This window comes from Flavobacterium sp. SLB02 (assembly GCF_009664855.1).
GTDB lineage: Bacteria > Bacteroidota > Bacteroidia > Flavobacteriales > Flavobacteriaceae > Flavobacterium.
The window spans coordinates 404,647-417,777 of the sequence record NZ_CP045928.1 but is presented as its reverse complement, the minus strand read 5'-3'; the positions used below and the strand labels follow the sequence as shown (position 1 = coordinate 417,777).

At 34.9% G+C, this 13,131-nt stretch carries 14 protein-coding genes; 1 reads left to right on the top strand and 13 read right to left on the bottom strand.

Annotated elements, in window-relative coordinates; translation table 11 throughout:
* Positions 1-24 precede the first annotated feature (24 nt).
* The 12 genes from GIY83_RS01830 to GIY83_RS01775 form a co-directional block, all read right to left on the bottom strand.
* Entirely contained in the window at positions 25-2,280 is a 2,256-nt protein-coding gene (locus tag GIY83_RS01830) for a hypothetical protein (RefSeq protein WP_208684341.1), read from the bottom strand.
* Between the two features lie 9 nt (positions 2,281-2,289).
* Positions 2,290-2,796, bottom strand: a complete 507-nt coding sequence (locus GIY83_RS01825) for a hypothetical protein (RefSeq protein WP_208684339.1) — start codon at positions 2,794-2,796, stop codon at positions 2,290-2,292.
* Positions 2,797-2,804: 8 nt separating this feature from the next.
* Positions 2,805-3,023: a hypothetical protein gene (locus tag GIY83_RS01820; protein ID WP_208684337.1), complete on the bottom strand. Its 219-nt coding sequence runs from the start codon at positions 3,021-3,023 to the stop codon at positions 2,805-2,807.
* Positions 3,024-3,026: 3 nt separating this feature from the next.
* Positions 3,027-5,774, bottom strand: a complete 2,748-nt coding sequence (locus GIY83_RS01815; protein ID WP_208684336.1) for a hypothetical protein — start codon at positions 5,772-5,774, stop codon at positions 3,027-3,029.
* Positions 5,774-8,404, bottom strand: a complete 2,631-nt coding sequence (locus GIY83_RS01810; RefSeq protein WP_229029188.1) for a hypothetical protein — start codon at positions 8,402-8,404, stop codon at positions 5,774-5,776. Before GIY83_RS01810 ends, GIY83_RS01815 begins: the two co-directional genes overlap by 1 nt.
* Positions 8,405-8,533: 129 nt before the next feature.
* On the bottom strand, positions 8,534-8,875 hold the full coding sequence (locus GIY83_RS01805) for a hypothetical protein (RefSeq protein WP_208684332.1): 342 nt from the start codon (positions 8,873-8,875) through the stop codon (positions 8,534-8,536).
* Between the two features lie 26 nt (positions 8,876-8,901).
* Positions 8,902-9,258 (bottom strand): hypothetical protein, encoded by a 357-nt coding sequence (locus GIY83_RS01800; protein ID WP_208684330.1) that lies wholly within the window; start codon positions 9,256-9,258, stop codon positions 8,902-8,904.
* Positions 9,258-9,677 (bottom strand): phage tail tube protein, encoded by a 420-nt coding sequence (locus GIY83_RS01795; protein ID WP_208684328.1) that lies wholly within the window; start codon positions 9,675-9,677, stop codon positions 9,258-9,260. Before GIY83_RS01795 ends, GIY83_RS01800 begins: the two co-directional genes overlap by 1 nt.
* Before the next feature lie 14 nt (positions 9,678-9,691).
* Positions 9,692-10,060, bottom strand: a complete 369-nt coding sequence (locus GIY83_RS01790; RefSeq protein ID WP_208684326.1) for a hypothetical protein — start codon at positions 10,058-10,060, stop codon at positions 9,692-9,694.
* On the bottom strand, positions 10,060-10,569 hold the full coding sequence (locus GIY83_RS01785) for an HK97-gp10 family putative phage morphogenesis protein (RefSeq protein WP_208684324.1): 510 nt from the start codon (positions 10,567-10,569) through the stop codon (positions 10,060-10,062). The genes GIY83_RS01790 and GIY83_RS01785 overlap by 1 nt, the downstream gene beginning before the upstream one ends.
* Entirely contained in the window at positions 10,562-10,894 is a 333-nt protein-coding gene (locus GIY83_RS01780; RefSeq protein WP_208684322.1) for a head-tail adaptor protein, read from the bottom strand. The genes GIY83_RS01785 and GIY83_RS01780 overlap by 8 nt, the downstream gene beginning before the upstream one ends.
* Positions 10,895-10,897: 3 nt before the next feature.
* Positions 10,898-11,458, bottom strand: a complete 561-nt coding sequence (locus tag GIY83_RS01775) for a head-tail connector protein (RefSeq protein ID WP_208684319.1) — start codon at positions 11,456-11,458, stop codon at positions 10,898-10,900.
* On the opposite strand from GIY83_RS01775, the gene GIY83_RS25135 reads away from it, so the two are divergent.
* A complete protein-coding gene (locus GIY83_RS25135; RefSeq protein ID WP_208687075.1) occupies positions 11,457-11,627 on the top strand; it encodes a pentapeptide repeat-containing protein in 171 nt (56 codons plus the stop codon). The genes GIY83_RS01775 and GIY83_RS25135 overlap by 2 nt on opposite strands.
* Before the next feature lie 163 nt (positions 11,628-11,790).
* Here GIY83_RS25135 and GIY83_RS01765 read toward each other — a convergent pair whose 3' ends face one another.
* The gene (locus GIY83_RS01765) at positions 11,791-13,131 is read right to left on the bottom strand and encodes a phage major capsid protein (protein ID WP_208684317.1); all 1,341 of its coding nucleotides are present in this window, start codon (positions 13,129-13,131) and stop codon (positions 11,791-11,793) included.

Here is a 13,131-nt window from a genome sequence, read left to right as displayed (position 1 = left end):
ATTTGTGGTATTTATGATTAATTCTTAATAAACTATTTTTCGATCTCCAGTAGCAGTTTTATATTCAGTACCGACGGGTAATCCTGCTGCAAGTGCCGAAGTATTATCAGCAAAAACAGGCATATTAACCCAAATCATATATCCGTTTTCATCAAAATACACCCTTAATACATCAACTTGTAGATTTGTTCCTGAAACTGTTTTTTGACCAGTGTAAATCTCTACCCTATTTACACCTGTTCCTTTTCCTCCACCTGACTTTAATTTTAAATTTCCTCCGTTTAAATTACTTGTCCCTGCTCCAGCATTTGTTTGCTTATAGACTTCATTAGCCGCCGACCCGTATACGGAATTATCTAACGCAGCACCTATTTGATTCCATATTTTTGCCGTTCCTGACATTGGAACAAAGTTTCCTGTACCTCCAGTCCTTACATACAATACATTTGTTCCGGTTAGAGAAGCGTAAATATTTCCATTAGGAGTTGCGCACAAACTATTCCATCCAAGAGAAGACTGAGATAATGCCATAAAATCCCCGACACCTCCGGCTTGTCTATATATATCACCACTGGACACTGATGCGTAATTATCTCCGTTTGATGCGCAACAAATTGCGCTATATACACGTGCTGTTATTGACATAGCAACAAAAGCCCCAGTATCATTTGTTCTTTTGTAAATTGTTCCACCACTTATAGCATAAATATTATTATTTATATCTGATGCAAGCCTAACGACACCTGTCAAACCAGTTAATAATGGTGTTATTGCCGCATTTGGTGCACTTTGTCGATAAATATCCACAGCACTCGATATATAACAGCTTCCGTTTGGCAAACATGTAATAGCTGTAAGCTGCGGTGATGTCATTGCATTAGTTAAAGTAAACGAGCCTGAACCACCATTTTGAACCCAAATACCGCCACTAGCTCCATTAGCCGAAACTAAATAAGTGTTTCCATTAACGTGCCCAGCAAGAGCGAAAGGGCCGAATATACCAGTTGTTGACTGAAGCAGGAAATTTACATTCAAATCAAAGTTTACCGTTCTTCCTGCTTTTACTGTTAAATGTCTACCTCGTGTTAAAGAATCAGAATCTTCTATTGCAATTTCCCGATCGGATTGATTCCCTAATGTTAAATCCTTAGTAGGAGTATTTACCGTGCCAATACCAAAAAAAGATCCATCATCAAACAATCTACTACTTAAAAGCGTTGTTGCATTTAACGATTTAACTATAAAATTTTGCACGCCCGTAAATAATGTTTGTTTTGTAGCTATACTTGAATTTATTGCAGACAAATCAGTATTATCCAATAAAGTTCCATCTCTATTTTGTAAGGTATAGGTTCGTGAAGCCGTATTAGAATTAGTAAAAAAAGAAGTAAAAGTGTTAGCAATATTCCTTAATGCGAACTTCCCAGCAAGAAAAGTTTTAATTCCGGTTACATTTTGATCAGTTGATTGAGTTAAAAAATCAGTCAACAGGATCCCAACAAATTCAAATTTAACATTACTAGAATCATTTGAATTTAAATTAAATTCAATAACTTCATTTGGTTTTACAATCAAATCCAAACCATTCGAAAAGAAATATTTAATATTCCCAGTTCCGGCATTATGCCAAATTTTCACATTATGATTAGTTCTGTTTTTAAAATAATGAGGTTTACCAGGACGAATAAATTCACTTGACAACTGAACCGATTTAACATCTGTAATCGCACCCGTTATAGAAACTGATAACCTATTATCAATTAAATTTATTTGCTCAACAACCGTTGCAGCACCATAACTAACTACATAATCCTGACTTTCATTTTTTTGAACATAAACATCACCAATAATAGGCGTAGAAGGATCACCAACAGAATTATCAGTAACCAAAGAAATACCAAAATCAATTGTATCATCAGGAACACGTTCCGCAAAAGGATTACTAACACTTTCTGCTCCAACAACTCTTGTAAACGTATTAGAAGTATTAAAAACAACTCGATCCAATCTTTGCTTGCCAGTCGCTGCATAAGGAAAATTTACAATAACATCTTCCGGATTAAAAAATTGCTGCCCGTTTATTTCCCAAACCCAACCAACATGAATAGTTAAATTTTGCCCTACCAAAACAGAAGTTCCTGAAGTAATTATTTTATTTACATTAGATATCTTACTATCCAAATAATCGAAATTTTCATTTATAATCTGACCAGCCTGTCTTGCAGGCGTTCCGGTTTTATCATTTGCAGCAGCGCCAATATTTATATGATTTATTGCCATTTTATTTGATTATTTATATCCAACAATTAATTTTATAGACCAGTTTGCCGCTCCACCTCCTGAAATAAGTATATTATTCGCTACTGCATTAGGAGTAGAATTATAGGCCGTCATAATCGTTAACTGATCATTCACCATGACCTTAATCGAACCATTACTCAGATTGTTATACTGAACACCAATACCCTGAGCATCTGTTCGCCCTGAATCCCTTGGATAAGGCGTTGGAGCTGTAACAACATCACCAATCGAAAACCCATTATTAGCGACTTTACAAACCAACATAACCACGACACTATCAATTATAGCAGCAACCGGCAAAGCCGTTGCAATTGTGTAATTTCTATCAGTTGTAAAACTTTCCAATAGCAATACTTTTGATTTTGTTACCGTTCCTAAACCCGATACAATAAAATCTATTATCGCGTTCTCTACATCACGATGAGCCGAAGCTTCTATCTCAGGATCGCCAGCCAGCTTTAAAGCTACATATGCTCTTAATTCAACTTCTGTCATGACTTATTTTATTTATATTCTGAATCTGAATAATTATTAATTGAATAATCCTTTTTTACAACTGGCGGTAACAGTACAATATCAAAATCGAATGTATCTACCACGCTATCAAAACTCACAGTTGTACTATCAAAAGTGAATATCCCAGGTTCATTAATTCCAACATTTTCATCTATAGGCGGAAAACGATTACTCCCAACACCTATTCTTTGTACATTTTTATTCATAAGCTATACACCACCTCTTGCAGGTTGATATCTATACGGTACACCTAAAACATTTCCTGCACCAGTTATAAATTCTATTACATTTAAATCAATCCACGAACTACCAATATTAATAACAGGAAAACCACCTGTTTGCAAAATCTCAAAAATTATCTCATCAGTTGATATATAACCAATGGAAAATGGCAAATCATCATAAGAAGCATAATTACCATAATGCTCATATATTGTTACTCCATTTTTAATGATTCTGAATTGTGTATTTCCGGTGTTATAAGCAAACATATAAGCGCGGCCTTTTAATAATAAATTAAAATCCGAAGGAATATTAGGATCCATTTTAAATTTATATTTAGCCAACAGATAATCAGAAGCCTCTATAAAAATCAACTCCAAAGAAGCAGTATAACTTTTCATCCTGATAATATTTATAGTATCAAAAGCCGTTGCACCATCATTATCAGTTACCTCAATCTTATACTGATATTCATCTTCAGTCAAATTTTCTATTGTAGTTTCTAACTGAGTTGGAGTAGAAATAATATCACCAAAACCACCTATTACTTTAGTCCATTGCTGCTTAACAATAAAACCATCAACATCATAAGCAACAGCAACCAACGAAACTGCTGTCTGATCATTTTCTAAAATAATATCAACACCAGCATTAACAATTGGAGGAATATTTTCAGGATTAGAGCCGGAATCTCCTGAGTCACGATAAATAGATCTCGCTAATGTGAGAGTAGTTTTATTTTCATCTAAATTCCATGAACAATTAACCGGAACAAACTGTTTATCATTTACATAATGAAACAAAATCAAATCATTGAACTTTACAGCATTCAGAGCCACAACATCTAACTTTTCAGAAGCTTCATTAAACATTCTTCTAATAACATTGCAAATTGTTTTTTGATACCTATCAGTTTCAATTTTATAAACCGAATCAGTCCACTTTAACCAAGCATTCCTACTACCTAAAACTTCATCATCTTTATACACGTTAACCGAAAAATTTCCCGAAGTAATTGCAAATTCAGTTTTAACAACCATTTGCTCTGACGCATTGTAATTGTAAATCACTTCAAGATTATGAAGTAACGAATCATTATAAGTCACCGTATTTAGATTGTCTTTTATCAGATTTGCACCTTTTAAACTCACTACTGAATAAAAGCTTCCTGATTGCGAAAAAGCATAGCTAATAGGAATCAATATTGTATTGTAACTTATAGTAGCTTCGCGTAATTTTGCCAGTCTAAAAGAGTTACTAAACGCAGAATCATCATCTGAATATTCTAATTCAATTTCTTTATCAATTGTAAATTCATCAGATATCACATCGGTCACAATGAGCGTTTCTTCAAAACTCACAGGAACAATTGATAGTTTTGTTATCTCAAAACCTTTAATATTGGTATGGTAAATTGGTCCTGCCGGACGCCATATTTTTAAATCCAACAACCCATCAAAAGGAACAATCCAATCAAAAACTAATTCAGCTTTACCATCATCAAAAATCAAATTTTCAACTTCAGGAATACTTTCCTTTCTATTTGAAAACACAACAACATCATTTAATAAAAATTGATACAACAATGGATTAACATAAGCATCAGGCAAAATACCCGTCATTTGCGCATCAAATTTTATTATTGTAAACGTTGCCGTAATAGTCACTTTTTGATATTTATACAAATAAATTTTACTTGTTAAATTCACAAACGCAGCTTCATCAAAAGGTGTTACAACTGGAATACCTCCTAATCCTGGCATATAATATTCCTTTAATATCGCGTTAACATAATCAGGAAAAACAGCCACACAATAAAAACCACCATTACCATTCCAATCCGTTGAATAAATCTCACCAACAACACCAGCCATAACAGACCAACCATCATTACTTTCTTTATCAATAGTCTTAGGAAAAGACTGAGGACTTCTTTTGTGCGATACTTCTATAAGATTATAAGGCGGTACCATAGTAACTGTTGGAGTTACTAAAGGCGTAATTCTTTTAAGTAATTTCGCCCCTTCAACATTACCCAACAACTCACCGTTAGCACTATATAATTTAGCATTATAAGAACGAACATGTCTTTTATTCAATCCCTCAATATTCCAACGATTATCAGCCTGATAACAAACACACAAAGTATCCTGAAGTATCTTTTCTAAAATAGAATAAGCATCTTTCTTTTTAACTTTTTTATCATCTGTAAAAAATGATAAAGTATCTAAATAAATTAAATTCCAATCCCTTTGTACAGAATTTTCTATAGCCGGATTAAAGCAAACGTTTAGCCCTAAGCTTGTTAAACTTAAAATTTTACATAGTATATCAATTACGCTTTTTTCGTCACGATAATAATCTTCAGGTAAGTATTTACCTTTTAATCGACCTAAGCCACAAGTAGCAGCAATTCTAACAAACGTAACCCCATTTTTATACGGTTCGGAATAAGTATCAGGTACCAAAAAACCACTCCATATCAGTAGATCATCACTTTGATTACGTAATTCAGCTTTAAAACGAATTTCATTCCCAGTAAAAAACTTTATAAATTTAGCATCAATTTTTTCTTTGTGACCTATATCAAATTCAAGACTAGAACCCACAACCGAAACATCATCTTTTTTATCACCACCATTCCACAATAGAGTTATTCCCGATCTTGATGCAACTTCAATTATAAATGAATTTTCTTCAAGCTCCTGGTCGATTATGTCGATATAATAACTCATTATCCTATTCTTGAATTAAGCGAATCAGTTCTATCAAGAACTAACCTCAATTTATTTCCATCTATAACAAAACCTCCACCTAACACAACGTTTACAGCAGAACCAGCGGCAGAAAGCATTCCTGACAAACGACGTTGCTGATCAGTATTAAAAATCATTTCACCACTATTTACACGCGCTAGAATTTTATCACCAAAAAAAGATGTTCCACCAACAATACCACCAGTTTCAAACTTTGGTATTGCAGCGAATGCAGCTAAAACACCACCGACTGCGGTAGCTATAAAGGCAGGCGTAGTAAATATTGCAGCTGGTCCAGTTGCAGTACCACTCGCAGTTGCACCAGCAATAGATTGTGAGATAGCCGAAGCCAGCATCATTGCAATTAACTTTGTTATCGTTTGAATCATTCCAGCGATAAAGCCACCAAAACCAGTTTGCGCTAAACCTAAAGCCTCAACAAGATTGTTTGCCATACCCGAAAAAGCATCACTAACAGATTGACTTGTTAATGTTGCTATTTCATTCATTCGTTTCTGACTCTCTGTAAGCTTGTCAACTTTTTCTTTCGCTTCGTCAATACCTTCAATATTTTGAATTTTTAATTGAACAGTATTTATCATATTAGCAAAAGCTTCGTATTCTGCCGAAGTCGACGAATATTGCTCTCGTAATTTTTGAAAGTAGGCTAACTGATCTTTTAAATTTTCTAATGAAATAGCAGGAACATTAATAGATCCTTCCACATTAAAATCATCAGCAATAGGCGGCTTAGGTAACTTAATTTGTTGCTTTTTAGAAATTTCATCAATTTTCTTTTGATAAGCATCAATTAGAGTTTGTTTTTTCAACCATTCCGCATTACTTAAAGCATTATTCTTTTGATCTTCCTGTTGTAACTTGATCAGGCTTTCGTAATACGCAATTGTACCAGGCGTTAATTCATCAATACTATCTTTAATAGCATCTGTACCAACTTTTATATCTTGTAACTTTAGTTTTTCATTTTCTTCAAGCTTGCCCGTTTTTTTAAGATATTCCTCTTTTGCAGCAAATAAAATTTCATCAGATTTCAAATTATTCTGATTAAACTTTTTTAGATCTGCATTCTGAATCCTTAACAACTCTGTTTGCCTTTGAATTAATTCAGATTTAGTAATTGTAACAGCTGCAGTTTTTTCAGAAGCGCTCGCTTCCTGCAAAACAATCACATTAGCACCTTTTCTAATTCTCGAAATTTCTGCTTCTGTAGCCGCAATTTTATTACGTAATTCAATTTCTTTCTCAACACGATCATTTGCACGTTTCTGCAACTCATTGTCAATAGCAGTCGCACGACTTTTATTAAAAATAGCTTCTCTTAAATTATTATATGAAACTTCAGCTTTTCCGTTTAGAATAATTTCATCTTTCAGATTACCAAAATATGCCGGATATAAAGCACGTAAATCATCAATAGCTTTTTTACGCTCTTGCGTAGATGATTTTACATTTGTAGCGACTGCATATAACTTATCTAAAGCACCAACCTCAGTTGCTGCGTTTTCATTACCTTTTTTAACAGCTTCGTTTAAAACCTCCTGAGAAGTGGCAGCTGCTTTAGTATTTCTACTTAATAAAATAATTGCCGTTGCAGCTGCCGTAGCCACTAAAACCCAAGAAGTTATCGGATTCGCTATCATAGCCGCAGACATGGCGGTATAAGCAGTTCTTAAAACTGCAAAACCAGCAACTAAAGGAGGTATTCCCGAAGCAATAGCCCCAATAACAATCAACAAAGGCCCCGCTGCTGCAACCAATCCAGCAACAACTATAATAGTTGTCTTTGTACCATCAGAAAGCCCCATTAACCCCTTAACCATTCCATTGATAGAAGTGATCATTCGCGTAAAATACGGTAAAAGAACTGCCCCAAATTGCTGACCAAGCTGCTTAAGCGATTCCATAAAAATACGTGACTGATTTGCCGCTCCTCCTCCGGTTCTAGCAAAATCACCCTGAGCATTTGTAGTAACACTCATCACATAAGCATATCTAAGATTAACCTTAGAAGCCTGATCCATATCTTTTACAGAGGTTCGAATACCTTTAGACAAAGCAAACTGTTGTAAATTTTGCTCAGTCATAACGATTCCTAATTTCTTTAAAGACTCCGTTTCACCCGTATAAATCGACGTTAAAGCTGTGTTAGCCTGATCAATACCTATGTTTTTAAACGAGGCTATATCACCAGCTAAACCAACTAATTCAGTCGACATTTTACCAGCCTGCGCAGTTGTCAACCCCATAGAAGTCCCCATGTCACCATAGGCAGCCGCCATATCTAAAGCCGTACCTTCAGCAATACCATAGGTTTCTAATGTTGTTTTACCAAATTTCTTAACAGTTTCTGAAGCCGTACCAAAAGCAACCTCCACTTTATTAACGCTTTCTTCATAATCAGTCGCTAATTTTACCGAAGCACCAGCAGCAGCTAAAATTGGAGCAGTTAAATAAGTAGTCATACCTCGACCCACTTTTTGCATTTGCTGCCCGAACTTGTCAATAGAACGTAACGCATTTTGCATCCCAGTAGAGAACTGAGAAAGATTAACGGTAAACTTTACATTGATAGTTGCTAAACCAGCCATTGAGGTATATTTTTCAGTAAAAATACCACCTGACAAAACCGTTAATTGTTATCATTGGTAACAAAAAAAAGGCCTTGAAGCAATTCAAGACCTTTTACCAAAAACAAATAAATATAATTAACAACCAATTTAAGCTTGAGCTTTCAATTTTGATTTTTTTAAATCATAACGATCGAAAAACTCTTTACTAATTTTTTCAATTTTAAGCATTTGAGCGTGTTCTTCATCAGAAATATTTTTACGAATGTTTTCTTCCCACGGGAACTCTATAACATCAATTTCCTTAAAACCCTCTTTTGCATACGGAGCCATTGCAGCATACATAACTTTTCGAGTCATACCCCATTGCTCCTTACTTTTAGCATCTTCATATTTTCGAAAACCGTTAACTGTATTTTCAAATTGACGATAAGTCAGACTATAAAAATAATGAACAGTTAAATGCAGTTGACCTAGCGCTAATTCTTCCAACTGATCCCAAGTTTCAGGCTCCGAATTTATTTTTTCAGAGCCTTCGGCTTTTTTTCATTAGCTGGCTGAAAAAACGCTTCAGAAATACCTTTAGCCATTGAATCCGCCATCGCAACCAATTCATCAACAGACAAATTTTCAATATCTTCTATACTAATCTTTACCGAATTGTCAGGATGAGAATCAATAGAATGAAATAAAACCTCAAATAAAACATCGTAAATTTCAAGTTTACCGGATTCGATCTGCTCAATCAATGCAACTTTCTGCATGACTTCAGGCAAAGTTTCTAAATTCCAAACCTTACCTAACGTACGAAAGACTTTTAAAGAGAAACTCATTTTATGAGGTTCTCCATTTATTTTTACTACAATATCACTCATTACGATACAGTATCTTGATTCAGATTACCATTTCCTTTGATAGAAATAGAAACCTTCGCAGATGAACCAACATCAGCTGTAATACTTGCGTTCTCAATATATGCCTTTCCAGTATATACGATATCGCCAGTTGCATCAGTTGTAAACTCAACATCAATTTGAGTACCAGCTAACTTTAATTTCAGAATGTCATCAAATGTAACATGAGTAAGATCTCCAGTTGGCAAATTAGCCAATAACGCTTCAGTACTACCACTCCAGGTATAATTAGAAGGAATCGATACCGTACCATCAGTATCTTTAGTAGCGATTTCTTCTAATTTAGTAGAGAAGTCTAATTTACAAGATGTAGCATGTAAAAGTTTTTTCTCATTAAATTTGAATCGCAATAATTTTCCGTTGTAAATTTCGCTTGCCATTTTCTTTTGTTTTTTTATAATAATTTAAAATTCACGATTGCTGAGTAAGTAAAACTTTCCTCATTGTATTCTATTCTAGATGATACGAAATCATATATTCCATCTATTTTTTCAATCATAATATCTGCAAACTCACAACAGCTATCATAACTATTTTGATCAAACCAAAACATAACGCTTATTTGCAATTGGGTACGATCTTTAGTTTCATACGTTCTATCATCCAGGTAATAAGTTGTAAGCGGTAAAGAATTACCCTCCATCGCTACAATAGGAAACAAAAAAATTTTTTCCTTAACTCCATCCATACGCTTCATTACCGCAGTAAATTCAGGCATAGAAGAAAAAAAACTATATATTTCCTTTGATATGTTACTAAACATTAAACACTTAATTTATCGATTCGACGTTGAATAAAAGCTGCAAATTTTCGTTCTGACTCGGCTGTTGCCTGACCAGCAGTTGCAGCGTAGGCTTTAGCCATAAAAGGAGTAGCTTTTGTTTTACCAATACTAGCATGCTCATTAGCCCCTTTTTTACGTTTTCTCTTATAGCCTTTTTTATACTTATTTGTTCCTCTCTCTACAAAATGAGCATACCAACCATTAAAAGATCCTTTTGCGCGCGCTCCGACATAAATTGTAGGATCGTTTTGTTTTCCTGTAATATTCCCTAAAGACTTTTTTAAATTACCAGGCTCAATCAATTTACCGCGAGCTTTATGTTTTTTTGAAGAAACCGGAACAAAACCTCTAGCCGCTTGTAATGTAGCATTTGCAATTTGCCTGACAATAATTAAAGCTTCCCTTCGCTTATCTTTATCATCTGCCAACTGTCTTATTTTAGCTTGTAATTCACTAAAACCAGTTACCTCCATTAATGGACTACTCATAATTTTTAACTCTGATTTCTAAATGCTTTTTTCGACCAATTTCGATTACATGCAATACTTCATACTTAACAGAATCATCAATTAAAATCAAATTATTAGACTTAGTTTTTACATTTTTATCATATCTTATTTTATAAGTACGATTAACCAAATGCTTAATCTTACCGTCTGTTTCTTCAGATCCTGAAATATCTTCCATAAAAGCCCAAGGTTTAGCAACCTGAATCTCATTTATAGTTTCAGCACCTGACGCTGATTGCTCTGTCGACTTCTCAACCAAGACAATCAATCGATTCAATTGACCTATGAAAGGATTAGTTGCCATAACTTAATATTTACGATAAGGTCTACACAATGAATCAGCAGAACGATTATAACCTATTTCTCCACGATCTTCTCTACGCTCATACATATCAGAAACTAAAAGCAAAATAGACTGCTTAATAGGAACCGGAACTTCGTCAGCAACCCAACCTTGTTTAACCGTTATAATCACAGCATCATTCCTTTTTTCAGTAATTGGTGAATCTCCAAATTTTATAGATTTAGTCCCGACTATTGTACCAGGACGAACTTTATACTTATCAGCATCAAGCGCAAGCAAGTCCGTTCCTCCTGGACTATAGTATTTCACTTCAGTAACTTCATCATTATCATAATTAACAGAAAAAACAGTTGTTTCAAATTGCGAAACCTCCATTATAAAATCTCTTGTATTAATTGAACGATTTATAAAATTTTCACGATCAACAGTAGCTGCATCAATATAATTTTGAATCAATTCATCTTCATCAGTATTATCAACATCTAACTTTAGATGTTGTTTTGCTAATTCAAGTGTAACACACTCCGTTTTTTCCTGATTATCAAAATATTTATCGGTTACCATTTTCCAAAAATTAGAGGTTTATTTAATTTGCTGCTTTGTCGGCTGCTGCTTTGTCGGCTGCTGCTTTGTCGGCTGCTGCTTTGTCGGCTGCTGCTTTGTCGGCTGCTGCTTTGTCGGCTGCTGCTTTGTCGGCTGCTGCTTTGTCGGCTGCTGCTTTGTCGGCTGCTGAATCAGTAGTTTTTTTCTTCACTTCTTTAGCGTAGCCAGCCTCAATCAATTCATCAGCTTGCTTTTCGTCTAAAGTTGCCGTTTCACCTGCATTGTAGGCCAACAGGAATTTTCCTGTTGGTGACGCTACAAATTCTATTTTTTTAGTTGCCATAATTAAAAAATTAAGCAGTTAATAAATCTTTGATTACTGAGAATGCTTTTGGCTGTTTTACCAACACATCTACAAACACATTCACAATAATCTCGATATAACCTTCTTTTTTACGGCTAATATTATCAACAGTAATATCCATGAAACCCCATTGACCTACAATAAGTTGAGAGAAGTCTCCAAAAATTGCGGCAGAAGCAACACCGGCAGCAGTTCCTTTTGTTAGGTTACTTGGCACGTGGTTCGAAGTTTCAAAAGGATAGCCGTTTACAGTGCCATCCGGAGCCATAATAAAAGTTGGATATCCTGAAGTAATTTCAGTAGTTTTAAGCTTGCCACGAACTTTTGCGTTTGAAACATAGTTCAACTTTGCGCCATTTGCATTTTCTACGAAAATACCTGTTTCCAAAGCCACCATATTTGCAAAAGTTGGCGCAAGTCCATTTGTACCACCCGCAACTGCATTTGTACCAGAAGCATTTAAAATACCCATTGGTTGACCTGTACCCGAACCATTAATCGCAGCTAAATCAATAGCATTTGCAACAATTGTTCTTATTTCACTCATTGTATAAGCCTCTAAATCAATAGATGACTGCATTAAGTTTTGCAACGAAATAGGAACTGCAACTGCTAATCTTTTTGGAGTCATTGTTTTTGAGCCATAAGCATTTTTAGTTGGATCAACTTCATCAACTTCACCTTCCCATGTTGCAGCAATACCACCGTTATTTACAGGAAATTTTAAATCACCTTGTAAACCAGTTAAGAAAATTGCCCCTAATTTTTCAACTACTGGTTTAGGTCGCAAAGCATCAATTACTGGTTGCACCTCTGTAGAAACCAAATTACCACCATAACCTCCTGAATCCTGTGTTACTGTTTGACCATCTGCACGGGTTTCCATTTGCACACTACGTGTATCAAATAAAGGAATACAAATTCCCTGAACAGGAATACCGGAACGTTTAGCAATTTCAGCAGTTGCATTATGTACATCTAATTCCACACCAGATAATACATTATTACCGATTTGCGAACGGATTGCTTTATGAATCGAAAAGCTTCTTTTGGGAGCAGGAGCACCACCATTTCCACCACCGTTTTCTTCATCATCTTTTAAAGATGGACCTGATGGATTTGCACCAAACGAGCGTTGATTTTCCTCAAAAGCTTCAGCAGTTGCCAGCTGAGTTCTTAATTCGCCAATTTGCTTTTGCAAATCATCAAATTTTGTCTGCTCAGCTTCATTAAACGCTGAACGTTTTTCGGTTTTCAACACATCAGCCATTGCCTGTTGTGAGCTAACTAAACCTGATAGCTCTTGTCTGATTTCTGCACTTTTTTTCAT